At 68.2% G+C, this 14,836-nt stretch carries 15 protein-coding genes and 1 riboswitch; of the genes, 14 read left to right on the forward strand and 1 reads right to left on the reverse strand.

Annotated features, from left to right (window positions below):
• Nucleotides 1–59: 59 nt before the first annotated feature.
• From ACVJ19_RS23525 to cobJ, 7 genes are read left to right on the forward strand one after another with little or no spacing between them, the layout of a single operon-like run.
• Nucleotides 60–434, forward strand: coding sequence for a DUF1636 family protein (locus ACVJ19_RS23525; protein WP_018647636.1), 375 nt, complete (start codon nt 60–62; stop codon nt 432–434).
• Nucleotides 431–1,465, forward strand: coding sequence for a cobalamin biosynthesis protein CobW (cobW, locus tag ACVJ19_RS23530; protein ID WP_453951423.1), 1,035 nt, complete (start codon nt 431–433; stop codon nt 1,463–1,465). The genes ACVJ19_RS23525 and cobW overlap by 4 nt, the downstream gene beginning before the upstream one ends.
• Complete coding sequence (gene cobN, locus ACVJ19_RS23535; RefSeq protein WP_453951426.1) at nt 1,465–4,713, forward strand: cobaltochelatase subunit CobN; 3,249 nt, start codon at nt 1,465–1,467, stop codon at nt 4,711–4,713. The genes cobW and cobN overlap by 1 nt, the downstream gene beginning before the upstream one ends.
• Entirely contained in the window at nt 4,710–5,873 is a 1,164-nt protein-coding gene (gene cobG, locus ACVJ19_RS23540; protein WP_453951427.1) for a precorrin-3B synthase, read from the forward strand. Before cobN ends, cobG begins: the two co-directional genes overlap by 4 nt.
• Nucleotides 5,873–6,502 carry a precorrin-8X methylmutase gene (locus tag ACVJ19_RS23545; RefSeq protein WP_453951428.1) on the forward strand — a complete coding sequence of 210 codons (630 nt, stop codon included), beginning with the start codon at nt 5,873–5,875 and terminating at the stop codon, nt 6,500–6,502. The genes cobG and ACVJ19_RS23545 overlap by 1 nt, the downstream gene beginning before the upstream one ends.
• Before the next feature lie 2 nt (nt 6,503–6,504).
• On the forward strand, nt 6,505–7,236 hold the full coding sequence (locus tag ACVJ19_RS23550; RefSeq protein ID WP_453951430.1) for a precorrin-2 C(20)-methyltransferase: 732 nt from the start codon (nt 6,505–6,507) through the stop codon (nt 7,234–7,236).
• On the forward strand, nt 7,233–7,967 hold the full coding sequence (gene cobJ, locus ACVJ19_RS23555) for a precorrin-3B C(17)-methyltransferase (protein ID WP_453951431.1): 735 nt from the start codon (nt 7,233–7,235) through the stop codon (nt 7,965–7,967). Before ACVJ19_RS23550 ends, cobJ begins: the two co-directional genes overlap by 4 nt.
• On the opposite strand, the gene ACVJ19_RS23560 is transcribed toward cobJ, so the two are convergent.
• Complete coding sequence (locus tag ACVJ19_RS23560) at nt 7,943–8,689, reverse strand: cobalt-precorrin-6A reductase (RefSeq protein WP_453951432.1); 747 nt, start codon at nt 8,687–8,689, stop codon at nt 7,943–7,945. The two genes, cobJ and ACVJ19_RS23560, sit on opposite strands and share 25 nt — an antisense overlap.
• A gap of 10 nt (nt 8,690–8,699) precedes the next feature.
• On the opposite strand from ACVJ19_RS23560, the gene cbiT reads away from it, so the two are divergent.
• The 7 genes from cbiT to cobF all read left to right on the forward strand — a co-directional run bounded on the left by cbiT (nt 8,700) and on the right by cobF (nt 14,832).
• Nucleotides 8,700–9,881, forward strand: coding sequence for a precorrin-6Y C5,15-methyltransferase (decarboxylating) subunit CbiT (cbiT, locus tag ACVJ19_RS23565; protein ID WP_453955192.1), 1,182 nt, complete (start codon nt 8,700–8,702; stop codon nt 9,879–9,881).
• Entirely contained in the window at nt 9,878–10,246 is a 369-nt protein-coding gene (locus ACVJ19_RS23570; protein ID WP_453951434.1) for a cobalamin biosynthesis protein, read from the forward strand. Before cbiT ends, ACVJ19_RS23570 begins: the two co-directional genes overlap by 4 nt.
• On the forward strand, nt 10,243–11,025 hold the full coding sequence (gene cobM / locus ACVJ19_RS23575; protein WP_456739433.1) for a precorrin-4 C(11)-methyltransferase: 783 nt from the start codon (nt 10,243–10,245) through the stop codon (nt 11,023–11,025). The genes ACVJ19_RS23570 and cobM overlap by 4 nt, the downstream gene beginning before the upstream one ends.
• A complete protein-coding gene (locus tag ACVJ19_RS23580) occupies nt 11,025–12,335 on the forward strand; it encodes a cobyrinate a,c-diamide synthase (RefSeq protein ID WP_453951436.1) in 1,311 nt (436 codons plus the stop codon). Before cobM ends, ACVJ19_RS23580 begins: the two co-directional genes overlap by 1 nt.
• A complete protein-coding gene (cobA, locus tag ACVJ19_RS23585) occupies nt 12,332–13,063 on the forward strand; it encodes a uroporphyrinogen-III C-methyltransferase (protein WP_453951437.1) in 732 nt (243 codons plus the stop codon). The genes ACVJ19_RS23580 and cobA overlap by 4 nt, the downstream gene beginning before the upstream one ends.
• A 45-nt stretch (nt 13,064–13,108) precedes the next feature.
• Nucleotides 13,109–13,328, forward strand: a riboswitch (cobalamin riboswitch).
• Nucleotides 13,329–13,365: 37 nt separating this feature from the next.
• Nucleotides 13,366–14,043: an energy-coupling factor ABC transporter permease gene (locus ACVJ19_RS23590; RefSeq protein WP_453951438.1), complete on the forward strand. Its 678-nt coding sequence runs from the start codon at nt 13,366–13,368 to the stop codon at nt 14,041–14,043.
• Nucleotides 14,044–14,082: 39 nt separating this feature from the next.
• The gene (gene cobF / locus ACVJ19_RS23595; RefSeq protein ID WP_453951439.1) at nt 14,083–14,832 is read left to right on the forward strand and encodes a precorrin-6A synthase (deacetylating); all 750 of its coding nucleotides are present in this window, start codon (nt 14,083–14,085) and stop codon (nt 14,830–14,832) included.
• Nucleotides 14,833–14,836 lie beyond the last annotated feature (4 nt).

Genomic DNA, 14,836 nt, shown 5'->3' on the forward strand with positions numbered 1-14,836 from the left:
CCTTCAGGAGAATGGTCCGTGTGCCTCATCGCCTCCCGATGTTTATCCTGGAAGAGGCGATGACCGTCACACTTCACGTCTGCATCACCTGCCGCGCCGGCCAGACGCTTGGCGAGGGCGAGACCACGCCCGGCAAGCGCCTGCATGGTGCGATTCTCGAGGCCGGCGTGCCCGAGGGTGTCAATGTGGTTCCCGTCGAATGCCTGTCGGCATGCAGCCAGGGCTGCTCGGTCGCGCTCAGCGCGCCCGGCCGCTGGTCCTACGTCTATGGCCGCCTGTCGGATGCGAATGCGCAGGACGTCGTCGCCGGCGCCGCGGCCTATGCGGCGGCACCCGATGGCCTCGTGCCCTGGCGCAGCCGCCCCGAAATCTTCCGCAAGCAATCGCTTGCCCGCATTCCCCCCATCGCCGTCGTGCCGGAGGCCGCTGAATGAACTCGCTCGCAAAAGTCCCCGTCACGGTGGTTACGGGGTTTCTCGGTTCCGGCAAGACCACGCTGATCCAGCATCTGCTCAGCAATGCCAACGGCAAGAAGCTCGCCGTGCTCGTCAACGAGTTCGGCAGCGAGGGTGTCGATGGTGAGATCCTGAAGTCCTGCGCCGACGCCAATTGCCCGGAGGAGAACATCGTCGAGCTCGCCAATGGCTGCATCTGCTGCACCGTCGCCGACGATTTCATTCCGACCATGGAGCAGCTTTTGGCGCGGCCGGTGCGGCCTGATCACATCCTGATCGAGACTTCGGGCCTGGCGCTGCCGAAGCCGCTGCTGAAGGCGTTCGACTGGCCGGAGATCCGCTCGCGCATCACGGTCGACGGCGTCATCGCACTCGCCGATGCCGAGGCTGTGGCCGCCGGCCGTTTCGCGCCGGACCCGGCTGCGGTCGAAGCGCAGCGTGCGGCGGACGAGAATCTCGATCACGAGACGCCGCTGTCGGAAGTGTTCGAGGACCAGATCGCCTGTGCGGATATCGTGCTGCTGACCAAGGCCGATCTCGCCGGCAGCGCAGGGATTGAAGCCGCCAAGGCGGCGATCACCGCCGAGATGCCGCGGCGCGTGCCGATGCTGCCCGTCACCGACGGCGCAATCGATGCGCGCGTGATCCTCGGTCTCGGCGCTGCCGCGGAGAATGATCTCGCCGCGCGCCCCTCGCATCATGATGGCGAGGAGGAGCACGAGCATGACGATTTCGCTTCCGTCGTGATCGATCTTCCGGAAGTTGCCGATATCGATGCGCTGGTCGCTTCCGTGCAGCGTCTGGCGCGCGAGCAGAACGTGCTGCGCGCCAAGGGCTACATCGCGGTCGCGGGCAAGCCGATGCGCTTGTTGCTGCAGGCCGTCGGCGAACGCGTGCGCCACCAGTTCGACAAGCCCTGGGGCGCGGGTCTCAGGCAGTCAAAGCTCGTCGTGATCGGCGAGCATGGTGACATCGACGAGGCCGCGATCAGGTCAGGACTTGGTATCTGATGCACGTCGTCTTCCGCGAGAGCCACGGTCTGGAGGAGACCGCGACGCCAAGAGACATCGGCCAGGACCCGGCTGATCTCGTGGTGCTCTCGTACTCGGATTCGGACCTTGCCGCGTTCGCGGCCGGCTGGCGGCGAGGCCGTGACAGCCTGCCGTCGCTGCGGCTCGCCAATCTCGCGGAGCTGCGTCATCCGCTGTCGGTCGACACCTATATCGAGCGCACGCTGTCGCAGGCGAGGGGCATCCTGGTGCGCCTGATCGGCGGCGAGTCCTATTGGCCGTACGGGCTCGCGGCTCTCCAACAACTCGCGAAGGATCGCGGCATTGTGCTGGCCGTGCTGCCGGCCGATGGCCGCGACGACACCCGGCTCGATGCATATTCGACATTGCCGGTCTCGACGCTGCGGCGGCTGAAGGTGCTCTGCGACACCGGCGGCCCGGTCGCGGCGCAAGCCGCGATCGCGCAGCTTGCGCTGGCCTCGGGGCTTTATGCAGGCCCGGTCGCCGGCGAGATGACCGTTCCCGAGATGGGCTTTTACGATCCCGCGCGCGGCGTCATTGCTGCGCCGACGTCGGACGAGGGAAAGCCGCGCGCGCTGGTGACCTTCTATCGCTCCTATCTCACCGCGGCCGACACCGGCCCCGTCGATGCACTCATCGCGGCGTTGCGTGACAACGGTTTTGACGCGTATGGCGTGTTCGTCACTTCGTTGAAGGCTGCAGGCGTTGCCGATTGGCTGCGCGCATATCTCGCGCAAAATCCGCCGGCTGCGATCGTCAATGCGACGGCGTTTTCCGCGGTTGGCGACGACGGCACCACGCCGTTCGATGCCGCGACGTGTCCTGTGTTTCAGGTCGCGCTCTCCACCGCGCGGCGTGAGGACTGGATGGAATCGCTGCGCGGCCTCTCGCCCGGCGACCTCGCGATGCATGTGGTGTTGCCCGAGGTCGATGGTCGTTTGTTCACCGGCGTGGTGAGCTTCAAGTCGGCCGCTGAGCGCGATCCCGATCTGCAGTTTTCGCACCTGGCTCATCGCGCGGATGATGAGCGCGTCAAGGCCGTCGCCGCGCGCGTCGCGGCCTGGCGGCACCTCGCGGAGAAGCCTGCCGGCGAGAAGCGCGCGGCGATCGTGCTCTCGAACTATCCGGGCCGTCCGCACCAGATCGCGCATGCGGTTGGTCTCGATGCGCTTGCTTCGGTCGAAGCCCTGGTAGCCGATCTCGCGGAGGCCGGCTTCGATGTCGCGCCGGTCCATGCGCTCGGCGAGACGCTGCTCGCGCAGCACCTGACCTGGAGCGTTGCCGATTATCGCGCCGCGCTCGCGCGTCTTCCGCAAGCCTTGCAGGATGAGCTCGCGCGAGCCTGGGGCGCACCGGAGAATGATCCGAGCTGCCGCGACGGCGCGTTTCATTTCGCGGGCATGGCGTGCGGAAAGTCGATCATCGCGCTCCAGCCCGAGCGCGGCGAAACGGCGAGGCGCGATAACGATTATCACGATCTCGCCCGCACGCCGCGCCATGCCTATGTCGCGTTCTATCTCTGGCTCCGGCAGCAGGGTTGTGACGCCGTCGTGCATATGGGCGCGCATGGCACGCTGGAATGGCTACCCGGGAAATCGGTGGCGCTGTCATCGCGCTGCTGGCCGGAAGCACTGATCGGCGATCTCCCCGTCGTCTACCCCTTCATCGTCAACGATCCCGGCGAGGCCGCGCAGGCCAAGCGGCGCATCGGCGCGGTGACGATCGGCCATCTGCCGCCGCCGCTCGAAAGATCAGCCGTGCCGGAGGGCTTGCGCCGGCTGGAGCGGCTCCTTGACGAATATTCGACCGCCGATGGTCTCGATCCCGCGCGCCGACAACGATTGATCGCTGCGATCCGTGACGAGGCGCGCGCGGCAGGACTGGAGGACGATCTCGGTCTGGATGCATCGGCTGCACCGGCCGAAGCGATCCCGCGCATCGACCGCTTCGTCTGCGATCTCAAGGAAAGTCAGTTCGGCGACGGCCTGCATGTGTTCGGCCGCGGCGCTTGCGGCGAGGCGGAGCGGGATGCGCTGCGTGCTGCGCTCGCAGGACGGCGCATCGCGCCGGGACCGTCGGGCTCGCCCTATCGCGGCCGTCAGGACGTGTTGCCGACCGGGCGCAATCTCTTCGCCGTCGATCCGCGCGCGGTGCCGACGCCGTCGGCGCATGCGCAAGGCATCAAGCTCGCTGAAGAGCTGCTGCGGCGCCATCTGCAGGATCACGGCGACTGGCCGAAGGGCCTTGTCGTCGATCTCTGGGGTTCTGCGACGATGCGCACCGCGGGCGAGGAGTTTGCGATGGCGCTGCATCTGGCCGGCCTCGCGCCGCGCTGGGATCACGCCTCCGGCCGCGTCACCGGTTACGATATCATCGCGCCGGCCGAGCTCGGCCGTCCCCGCATCGACGTCACGCTGCGCGTGTCCGGCCTGTTCCGCGATGTGTTCGCAGGCCTTGCGCAATTGTTCGAAGCCGCGTCCGAGGCGCTCGCGTCGCGCGACGACGAGGGCGAGGAGAATCCCTATCGCCACCGCACCTCCCGCGTGTTCGCGCCGCGTCCCGGACAATACGGCGTCGGCCTGTCGGCGATCCCGGATGCCTTCACATCCGAGACCCGCGAAGCGGCCGGTAAGGCCTGGCTGTCGGCGTCCTCCTGGGCGTTCACCGCCGACGGCGAGATCAGGGCCGATCGCGCCGGCATCGAACAGCGGCTCGCGTCGGCCGATGCGTTCGTCCACGTCCAGGACTTGCCGGAAACCGATCTCCTGCTCGCCGCCGACTACGCCGCGCATGAAGCGGGGATTGCGGCCGCCGCAGCACAGCTCGGCGGGACCGCACCGTCGCTCTATCATCTCGACGCAACGCGCCCCGACCAGCCGCATGCGCGCACGCTGACCGAAGAAATCTCGCGTGTGGTCCGCGCGCGCGCGGCCAATCCGGCCTGGATCGCCGGCATGATGCGCCACGGTTTTCGCGGGGCGGCCGAGATCTCCGCGACGCTCGAACATATGGCCGCCTTCGCCCATCTGGCCGGCGCCGTGCCGCCGCATCTGTTCGATCTCTACTACGACGCGACGCTGGGCAACGAGGATGTCAGCGCCTTCATGGCCCGTGAGAATCCGGCGGCCCTTGCCGCGATGGAGATGTGCTTCACTCGCTTGCACGAGGCGTCACTCTGGCGGACCCGCCGCAATTCGATCGCGGCTGCGCTGCGGGAGGCCTCATGAGCGCGGCCATGGTCAAGGGCTGGTGCCCGGGCGCGCTGCGGCCGATGCAATCGGGCGACGGACTCGTCGTCCGCGTGCGCCCGTTCGGCGGGCGGCTGGATGCGGCGCAGATCTCCGGACTTGCGCATCTGGCCGAACGCCACGGCAACGGCCTGATCGACGTCACCAGCCGCGCCAATCTCCAGATCAGGGGCGTCAGCGAAAGCAGCCATCGGCTGCTGCTCGACGGGCTCGCGCAACTGGCGCTGCTCGATCCGGATCCCGACACCGAGTCCCGGCGCAACATTCTGGTGACACCGTTCTGGCGCGCGGGCGACGAGACCCAGGCGCTTGCCGCCGAGCTCGAGGAAGCGCTTGAGAACAGCGTGCTCGCGCTTCCGACGAAATTCGGTTTCGCCGTCGATGACGGCACCTCGCGCGTGCTCGCCGGCGATTCCGCGGATGTGCGGATCGAGCGCGACCGGGCCGGCGGGCTGCTGGTGCGTGCCAATGGCGCCGAGTTCGGCCGGTCTGTCGCGCGCGGCGAGGCCGTCGCCGCCGCGCTCGCGCTTGCAAGCTGGTTCGTGTCATCGGGCGGTGCCAGGGGCGGGCGAGGGCGCATGGCCGCGCATCTCGCGGCCGGTGCGGAATTGCCCGCGGCGTTACGGGGTGAGACCGAACCTGCGCCGGTCATGGCCGCGGCGCGTCCCGGCCTTTATCCGCAGGGCGCGCTGGTCGGCGTCGCCTTCGGGCAGATGCCGCATGCGACGCTCAACCAGTTCGCCGGTTGCGGCCATGCGCTGCGCATGACGCCGTGGCGGATGGTCTTGAGCGAAGGCAAGCGGACGATGCCGACCGCGGCTGGCCTCATCACCGAGGCCTACGACCCGGCGCTGCGCGTCATCGCCTGCAGCGGCGCGCCGCGTTGCCGCGAGGCCCATGCCGATACCCGCGCGCTGGCGGCCGCGCTTGCGCCGAACATCGGCGCGGCGGCTCGGCTTCATGTCTCCGGCTGCGCCAAGGGCTGCGCGCATTCCGGCACAGCCGCGATCACGCTGGTCGCGACCGGCGCGGGCTTCGATCTCGTGCGCGGCGGATCGACGCGCGACGAGCCCGTCCTGCGCGGGCTGAATCGCGACGACATCGTCGGCAACCCCTCCATCCTGCTGGGAGGGCATTGATGCCGCACGTTTACGAGACCGATGGCGCGGCGATCTACCGGCAGTCCTTTGCGACCATTCGCGCAGAAGCCGATCTTGCCCGCTTCACACCCGATGAGGAGCAGGTCGTCGTGCGGATGATCCATGCCGCCGGCATGGTGGGCCTCGAAGCGCATATCCGCTTCACATCAGGCATGGCGACCGTCGCGCGCGCCGCCCTGCAGAAGGGCGCGCCGATCCTGTGCGATGCGCGGATGGTCTCTGAGGGGATTACGCGCGCGAGACTGCCAGCCCACAATGCCGTCATCTGCACGCTCGGTGACGCCGCCGTACCGGCGCTGGCGCAGTCCATGCGCAACACCCGCTCGGCCGCGGCGCTGGAGCTGTGGCGGCCCCATCTCGAGGGCGCGATCGTTGCGATCGGCAACGCGCCGACCGCGCTATTCCATCTCCTCAACATGCTGGAGGACCAAAACTGTCCGCGGCCGGCGGCGATCATCGGCTGTCCCGTCGGCTTCGTCGGTGCCGCCGAGTCCAAGGCGGCGCTGATGGCCGATCCGAAGGTCGCTGCGCTGACCGTCGAGGGCCGCCTCGGTGGTTCCGCGATCACGGTTGCCGCCGTGAACGCGCTGGCGAGCCGGAGCGAATAGCGATGGGACGCATCATCTGCTGCGGTCTCGGCCCCGGCGATCCCGATTTGATGAGCGTGCGCGCCGATCGGACCGTGCGCGCCGCGCAGCATGTTGCCTATTTCCGCAAGAAGGGTCGGCCGGGCCAGGCGCGCCGCATCGTCGAGGGCATGCTGGCTGCCGACGTCACCGAATATCCCATGGAATATCCGGTTACGACCGAGATCGCCTTCGACAGTCCGGACTATGTCCAGCTGCTCGCCGGCTTCTACGACGAATGGGCCGAGCGCCTGGCGCGGCTGGCGCGCGCGGTCGACGTGGTTGTGCTCTGCGAGGGCGATCCCTACTTCTACGGATCCTTCATGCACCTGCACATGCGCTTGCAGGGGCGTGTCGAGATCGAGGTGATCGCCGGCATTCCCGGGATGGTCGGTTGCTGGAATGGCGTCGGACTGCCGATTGCGCTGGGTGACGATGTCACGACGGTGCTGATGGGGACGCTCCCCCAGGACGAGCTCGAGCGCCGGATGCGCGATTCCGATGCGCTGGTCGTCATGAAGACCGGCCGCAATCTCGCAAAGGTGCGCCGCGCGCTCGCATCCGCCGGCCGGCTGGACGACGCCTGGCTGGTCGAACGCGGCACCATGCCGGGTGAGCGCGTCGTGCGGCTCGCCGATATCGATGCGGCCGACTGTCCCTATTTCGCGATCGTGCTGGTGCACGGCAAGGGACGGCATCTGGACGCTGCCGAATGACGGGCACGCTGACCATCGCGGGCCTTGGGCCGGGCAGCGAGGCGCTGGTGACGCCCGAGGTTTCCGCCGCGCTCGCCTCCGCGACGGATGTTCTGGGCTATGCACCCTATGTCGCGCGTGTGCCGCCGCGACCAGGTCTCAAGCTGCATCCATCCGACAATCGCGAAGAGCTGCAACGCGCGAGCGAGGCGTTGCGCCTGGCCGCCGAAGGCGGCCAGGTCGTTGTCGTCTCCTCAGGCGATCCCGGCGTCTTTGCCATGGCGTCCGCCGTGTTCGAGGCGCTCGAACAGGCGCCGCAATGGCGCGAGCTGCCAATCCGCGTGCTGCCGGGCATCACCGCGATGCTCGCGGCGGCCGCGCGTGCGGGTGCGCCGCTCGGCCATGATTTTTGCGCGATCAATCTCTCCGACAATCTCAAGCCCTGGGCGGTGATCGAGAAGCGGCTGCGCCTCGCGGCGGAAGCCGACTTTGCGATCGCGATGTACAATCCGCGCTCGGCAAGCCGGCCGGAGGGATTTGGCCGCGCGCTCGCAGCGCTGAAGGAGGCCGGCTGCGGCGAGCGCCTCGTGATCTTCGCGCGGGCGATCAGCGCTGCCGACGAGAAGATCGCGACCGTGACACTGAACGAGGCGCGGCCCGAGATGGCCGACATGCGCACGCTGGTGATCGTCGGCAATTCGCAGACGCGCCGCGTCGGCCGCTGGGTCTATGCACCGAGGCGGGTAGAATGACCGAGCCACTCCATAACCTCGGCGACGCTTTCAACTCGCGGCCGCTCGGGCAGTTTTGGCCGCGAGATCATGATCACGGGCAGGCCGAGCACACGGGCCGCGTCGACCTTGGCGCGCGCGCCGTCGCCGCCGGAATTGCGGGCGACGACCCAGGCGATCTCGCGCGTGCGCATCATCTCGAGCTCGGCGTCGAACGTGAACGGACCGCGCGATACGATCACGTCCGCGGCGAAGGGCAGGGATGTTTCGGGGGGATCGACGAACCGCAGCGTGTAGGCGTGCTGCGGTTTGGCCGCGAACGGCGCGATGTGCTGGCGGCCGATGGCGAGGAACACGTGTGCGGGCGCCGCCGGCAGCGCGGCGACTGCGGCGCTGACGTCCGCGACCTCGATCCAGTTGTCGCCTTGCGTCCTGTCCCATGGCATGCGTTCGAGCGCGATCAACGGCGTGCCGGTTTCGGCGCAAGCCGCGACCGCATTGCGGCTCATCTCGGCAGCGAAGGGATGCGTTGCGTCGATCACGTGCGTGATGCCTTCACCGCGGATATAGTCGGCGAGGCCGCTCGCGCCGCCGAAGCCGCCGATGCGGGTCGGCAGCGGCTGGTCGGCGGGCGCGCGGGTGCGGCCGCCATAGGAATAGACGGCATCGATGCGCGCCCGCGCGATCTCCGCAGCGAGCGAGCTCGCATCGGCCGTTCCGCCCAGAATGAGGGCGCGCGTCATGGCTAATTCCTTGGCTGATCCCTGGCTGACCATCATCGGTATCGGCGAAGATGGCCTTGCCGGGCTGTCAGAAGCAAGCCGAAAGGCACTTGCGAGGGCTGAAACCGTCTTCGGCGGTGAGCGCCACCTCGCGCTTGCAGACGTGGGAAGCCGCGGCCGTGCTTGGCCTGTGCCGTTCGACGCAGATATCGTGTTGGGCTGCCGCGGCCGGCCGACGGCGGTGCTCGCCTCCGGCGATCCCTTCTGGTACGGCGCCGGCGCGAGCCTTGCCGAGAAGCTCGATGGGGGCGAGTGGATTGCGTACTCTGCGCCGTCGACCTTCTCGCTTGCGGCCGCGCGGCTGGGCTGGCGGCTCGAATCCACCGTCTGCCTCGGGCTTCACGCTGCGCCGTTCGAGCGTCTTGTGCCGCATCTGGCGCGAGGGGCGCGCATCATTTGCCTCGTGCGCGATGGGAAAGCTGCAGGTGATCTCGCGACATGGCTGAGCGAGCGCGGATGGGGCGCCTCGGCCTTCTGGACTCTCGCCGCGCTTGGTGGTCCGCGCGAAAGCATCAGGGAATATCGCGCCGACAGCTTTGCAGGCGATCTCGCCGGAAACCTGGTCGCAGTAGCCGTCGAGGCGAAGGGCGTACAGGGCATCCCCCGCAGCTCGGGACTTTCAGACGATCTCTTCATCCATGACGGTCAGATCACCAAGCGACCGGTCCGTGCGCTCGCGCTCTCCGCGCTGGCGCCGCGTCCCGGTGAACGGCTGTGGGATATTGGCGCGGGCTCGGGTTCGATCTCGGTCGAGTGGGCGCTGTGTGGTGGGACGGCGACTGCGGTCGAGGCGCGCGAGGATCGCGCCGCGAACATTCGCAAGAATGCAGCCGCGTTCGGACTGGCGCACCGCATCACCATCGTTACGGGCAAAGCGCCCGAAGCGCTTGCGGCGCTGGACACACCGGACGCCGTCTTTATCGGCGGCGGCCTCGATAGCGCGATGTTTGATGCAATCTGGTCCCGGCTCGCGCCGGGTGCTCGGCTGGTCGCGCATTCAGTCACACTGGAGACGGAAGCGCTGCTCGGCGAGCTGCACCAGCGCCATGGCGGCGAATTGATGCGGGTCGAGATTGCACATGCCGCTCCGCTCGGCCGCTACCGGTCCTGGGAGGCGGCGCGGCCTGTGGTGCAATGGAGTGCGGTCCGATGAAGGTCGCCGGGCTCGGATTCAGGCGCGATGTGACGCTGGCTTCGCTCCGCGAAGCGCTTCTGGCTGCCGGCGGTCCCGAAGGGCTTGCGGCGGTGGCAACTGTCAGCGACAAGGCCGACGCAGCGGCGCTGAAGCAGCTCGCACGTGAATGCGGCGTGCCGATTAGGGCTGTCCCGGCTGACGTGCTGGCCGGCATCGGCACGTCGACGCAATCGAAGCTCATCGCGGAGATATTCGGCACGGGATCTGTTGCCGAAGCTGCGGCGCTCGCCGCGGCCGGCCCTCGGGCCCGGCTGATCGCGCCACGCGTCGTCTCGCAGGATCGCACCGCGACCGCGGCGATCGCGGAAGGAGACGGCGCATGACCGTGCATTTCATTGGCGCCGGGCCGGGCGCTCCCGATTTGCTGACGTTGCGCGGCCGCGACCTGATCGCGGCCTGTCCGGTCTGTCTCTATGCCGGCTCGCTGGTGCCCGAAGGCGTCCTGGCGCATTGCCCGCCCGGCGCGCGCATCGTCAACACCGCGCCGCTATCGCTCGACGAGATCGTCGCGGAGATTGTCGCTGCGCATGCAGAGAGCAAGGATGTCGCGCGGCTGCATTCCGGCGATCTCTCGATCTGGTCGGCGATGGGCGAGCAGCTCCGCCGCCTGCGCGCGCTCGGTATTCCCTATAGCATCACGCCCGGCGTTCCCTCGTTCTCTGCTGCCGCGGCGGCGCTGGAAGCCGAGTTGACGCTGCCCGGCCTTGCCCAGACCGTGGTGCTGACGCGCACGCCCGGCCGTGCCAGCGCGGTGCCTGAAGGCGAGAATCTTGCCGCATTCGCCGCGACCGGCGCGGTGCTCGCGATCCATCTGTCGATCCATCTGCTCGACCAGGTCGTCGCCGAGCTGACGCCACATTACGGCGCGGATTGCCCGGTCGCGATCGTCTGGCGTGCGAGCTGGCCAGATCAGCGCATCGTGCGCGCGAAGCTGGCGACGCTGGATGCCGCCGTTGGTACCGAGATGGAGCGCACCGCGCTGATCCTGGTCGGTAAGACCCTTGGCGCTGCGGATTTCGACGAGAGCCGCCTCTATGCCGCCGACTACGACCGCCGCTATCGGCCCGTTGGAGTGTCGCCGCGCTTTCCGGAGGTCTCCTGATGCCGGCAGGGCTCGTCATCTCCGCGCCGGCGTCCGGCGTCGGCAAGACCACGCTGACGCTGGCGCTTGCGCGCGCCTGGCGCAATCGTGGCCTCGAGGTGCAGTGCTTCAAGAGCGGACCTGACTACATCGATCCTGCGTTCCACGCGGCGGCCACGGGACGCGCCTCCGTCAACGTCGATAGCTGGGCGATGGACCGCGCGACGATCTTGCATCTCGTCAGCCGCGGCACGGATGCCGACATTGTCCTCGCCGAAGGCTCGATGGGCCTGTTCGATGGCGTCGCAGCGCGCGGTGTTTCCGGCACCGGTGCCTCTGCCGACATCGCGGAGATGCTGGGCTGGCCGGTGGTGCTGGTGATCGATCCATCGGGGCAGGCGCAAACGGCGGCGGCGATCGCCGCTGGCCTGCGCGACTATCGCCCCGGCGTGCGCCTTGCCGGCGTCGTGCTCAATCGCATCGCCAGCCCGCGCCACGAAGACCTCGTGCGGCGTGCGCTCAACGATGCCGGCATTGCCGTGTTCGGCGCGCTGCCGCGCCACGCCGAGATCAGTTTGCCGAAGCGACATCTCGGCCTTGTGCAGGCGGAGGAGCAGGCCGAAATCGGAAAGCTGATCGACGAGGCCGCGCGCTTCGTCGCCGAGCACGTCGATCTCGATACGGTGCTGCGCTTCGCTGCCAGCTGGTCGCCGCAACCTTCGGCGAACGGGCTGAATGTGACGCCGCCAGGGCAGCGCATTGCGCTGGCCCGCGATGCCGCATTCTCCTTCGTCTATCCGCATATGCTGGAAGCGTGGCGTACGGCGGGCGCGGAGATCTCCACATTCTCGCCGCTCGCAGATGAAGTGCCCGACTCGAGCGCCGACGTCTGCTGGCTGCCGGGCGGGTATCCCGAGCTTCACGCGGGAAAGATCGCGGCCAATGCGCGCTTTCGCAGCGGCTTGCGCGCCTTCGCCGAGATGCGTCCGGTGCACGGCGAGTGCGGAGGCTATATGGTGCTGGGCGCAGGCCTGACCGACGCCGACGGCATCCGCCATGAGATGACGGGCCTGCTTGGCCTGGAGACGAGCTTTGCCAAGCGCCGCATGCATCTGGGCTATCGTCTTGCCACCCTCGCGGTGCCGATGCCGGGGCATCAGGCGGGCGCACGCCTGCGCGGTCATGAGTTCCACTATTCGACCATCCTTGCCCAACCCGATACGCCGCTGGCGGTCGTGCATGATGCAACGGGCGCGGTCATTGCCGAGACCGGCTCGCAGCGCGGCCGTGCCACCGGCACATTCTTCCATCTGATCGCGGAGGACCGGTGAGCGGTTTCGTCTCCTTCATCTCCGCCGGCCCCGGCGATCCCGAGCTCCTCACCGTGAAGGGCGCCGCGCTGCTGCGCGAGGCCGATGTCGTGCTCTATGACGACCTCGCCTCCGGCGCGATCCTTGATCTCGCCCGGCCCGGCGCCAATCTCGTCGCGGTGGGAAAGCGGGCAGGGCGTCCTTCGACCAAGCAGCACCATGTCAATCGTCTGCTGGTCGACTACGCCGCAACCGGCGTGCGCGTCGTTCGCTTGAAGTCCGGCGACGCCGGCATATTCGGCCGGCTCGAGGAGGAGATCGAGACGTTGCGCGAAGCCGGCATCGGCTACGAGATCGTTCCCGGCGTCACCTCGGCCTGCGTCGCCGCGGCCCAAGCCGGCATTCCGCTGACCCGACGGCACACCTCACGCCGAGTCCAGTTCGTCACCGGGGCCGATGTCACCGGCGAGCTGCCGCCCAACCTGAACTGGGCGGCGCTGGCCGATCCTGAAGCGACTACCGTTGTCTATATGGGCCGGCGCACCTTTCCGGCGCTTGCCGCAAAATTGATCGCCCACGGCCTCGCTCCAACCACCCCGGCGCTGTTCGCCGAATCCCTCGGGCGGCCCGACGAACGGCTGGTCCGCACCACGATTGCCGAGCTTGCCGAGCAGCTTGCACGGGGCGGAGCAGCTTCGACGGCCGCCGTGATCCTGTTCGGCGCGCTGGCCGGGGAATATCCGTCATGATGGCCACTGCCGCCGTTCGCCCCTTGACGCCCGCAATGCGAAAGGGGCACACAAGAGGGGCATGGTGCTCGACGCGGCGCAAAGCGCCGGAGCATAATCGGGAATGGGGATGGGCGGACCCAGTTGCGGCGCCCAAAACCCCAGCCGCCCCCGCGACTGTAAGCGGTGAGGGGCTCCGATCAGCCACTGGGCCGCAAGGTCCGGGAAGGCCGGAGAACCCCAGTGAACCGCGAGCCAGGAGACCGGCCGTGCATGTTTTGAGGCCAAGGCCGTCGGGTGTGACGGCAGGAAGGAACTGAGCCATGCATATCGAACCCGGCGTCGTGATGGGCGCCAAGCTCGTGTTGAGTTACGCAACCGGCATCGCCGCAGGTGGCGTTGCCTTGAAGCTCGCGGCCGAGACCGTGCGCGAGCAGGGTATCGGCTCGCTCGCCGTGCGCACCCTCGCGACCACCGCGCTCGTCTTCACCTTCTTCGAGATCCTGCCGCACTTCCCGGTCGGCGTGTCCGAGGTGCACTTCATCCTCGGCTCGACCTTGTTCCTGCTGTTCGGCGCGGCGCCTGCAGCCCTCGGCCTTGCATTTGGCCTCCTGCTCCAGGGCGCGTTCTTCGAGCCCGCTGACATCCCGCAATATGGCATGAACGTCACGACGCTGCTGGTGCCGCTGTTCGGTATCCAGGCGATCGCGGCGCGGATCATTTCGCGCAACACCGCCTATGTCGATCTCAGCTATCGCCAGGCGCTGGCGCTCTCGACGACCTATCAGGCCGGCGTGATCGCCTGGGTGGCGTTCTGGGCGCTTTATGGCTCCGGCTTTGCCATGAGCAACCTCGCCAACATCGCGACGTTTGCGGCCTCCTACGCGCTGGTCATCGTGATCGAGCCGCTGGCCGATCTCGCCGTGCTGGCGCTGGCGAAGTCGTTGCGCGGTGTTACCGCGCCCGGCCTCGTCACCCCGCGCCTGCACAACGCGGCTTAAGAGACAAGGGGCGGCTGTCATGGCCGCCCCGTACGCCCGATGCTCACGCTCTCCCTGATAGGCATCGGTTGCGGTGATCCCGCGCAGCTCACGCGCGCCGCGATCCGCGCCATCAACGCGGCCGATCTCGTCCTGATCCCGCGCAAGGGAAGCGCCAAGTCCGATCTCGCGGATCTCAGGCGGACGATCTGCACAGACGTGCTCACCAACAAAGCGACGCGCATCGTTGAGTTCGACCTTCCTGTGCGTGATGCAGCCGAGGCGGACTACCGCAAGGGTGTGGATGATTGGCACGATGCCGTGGCCGCCGCGTGGTCGCAGACCATTGCAGGCCATCTCGGCGGTGACGGCAAGGTCGCGCTGCTGATCTGGGGCGATCCTTCGCTCTATGACTCCTCGCTGCGTATTGCGCGCCGGCTCGATCCCTTGCCTGACATCGAGGTCGTGCCCGGCATCACATCGATCCAGGCGCTGTGCGCGGCGCATGCGCTGCCGCTCAACGATATCGGCGAGCCCTTTCTGGTCACGACAGGCCGTCGCTTGCGCGAAGCCGGCTGGCCGCAGGGCGTCGATACGGTGGTCGTGATGCTCGACGGCGGCACCGCATTCCAGTCGCTCGATCCGGCCGGCCTGCATATCTGGTGGGGCGCCTATCTCGGCATGCCCGATCAGATCGTCATATCCGGCGCGCTCACCGACGCGGGCCCGCGCATCGTCGCTGCGCGGCAGGAGGCGCGCGAGCGGCACGGCTGGATCATGGACAGCTACATCCTCAAGCGCAGGCCGTAAGCGA

Source organism: Bradyrhizobium sp. USDA 376, from assembly GCF_054063675.1.

Excerpts from the sequence above, each read along its gene's own strand:
- ACVJ19_RS23525 (WP_018647636.1), top strand. The coding sequence starts at position 60 with ATGACCGTCACACTTCACGTCTGCATCACCTGCCGCGCCGGCCAGACG.
- cobW (WP_453951423.1), top strand. The coding sequence starts at position 431 with ATGAACTCGCTCGCAAAAGTCCCCGTCACGGTGGTTACGGGGTTTCTC.
- cobN (WP_453951426.1), top strand. The coding sequence starts at position 1,465 with ATGCACGTCGTCTTCCGCGAGAGCCACGGTCTGGAGGAGACCGCGACG.
- cobG (WP_453951427.1), top strand. The coding sequence starts at position 4,710 with ATGAGCGCGGCCATGGTCAAGGGCTGGTGCCCGGGCGCGCTGCGGCCG.
- ACVJ19_RS23545 (WP_453951428.1), top strand. The coding sequence starts at position 5,873 with ATGCCGCACGTTTACGAGACCGATGGCGCGGCGATCTACCGGCAGTCC.
- ACVJ19_RS23550 (WP_453951430.1), top strand. The coding sequence starts at position 6,505 with ATGGGACGCATCATCTGCTGCGGTCTCGGCCCCGGCGATCCCGATTTG.
- cobJ (WP_453951431.1), top strand. The coding sequence starts at position 7,233 with ATGACGGGCACGCTGACCATCGCGGGCCTTGGGCCGGGCAGCGAGGCG.
- ACVJ19_RS23560 (WP_453951432.1), bottom strand. The coding sequence starts at position 8,689 with ATGACGCGCGCCCTCATTCTGGGCGGAACGGCCGATGCGAGCTCGCTC.
- ACVJ19_RS23570 (WP_453951434.1), top strand. The coding sequence starts at position 9,878 with ATGAAGGTCGCCGGGCTCGGATTCAGGCGCGATGTGACGCTGGCTTCG.
- cobM (WP_456739433.1), top strand. The coding sequence starts at position 10,243 with ATGACCGTGCATTTCATTGGCGCCGGGCCGGGCGCTCCCGATTTGCTG.
- ACVJ19_RS23580 (WP_453951436.1), top strand. The coding sequence starts at position 11,025 with ATGCCGGCAGGGCTCGTCATCTCCGCGCCGGCGTCCGGCGTCGGCAAG.
- ACVJ19_RS23590 (WP_453951438.1), top strand. The coding sequence starts at position 13,366 with ATGCATATCGAACCCGGCGTCGTGATGGGCGCCAAGCTCGTGTTGAGT.
- cobF (WP_453951439.1), top strand. The coding sequence starts at position 14,083 with ATGCTCACGCTCTCCCTGATAGGCATCGGTTGCGGTGATCCCGCGCAG.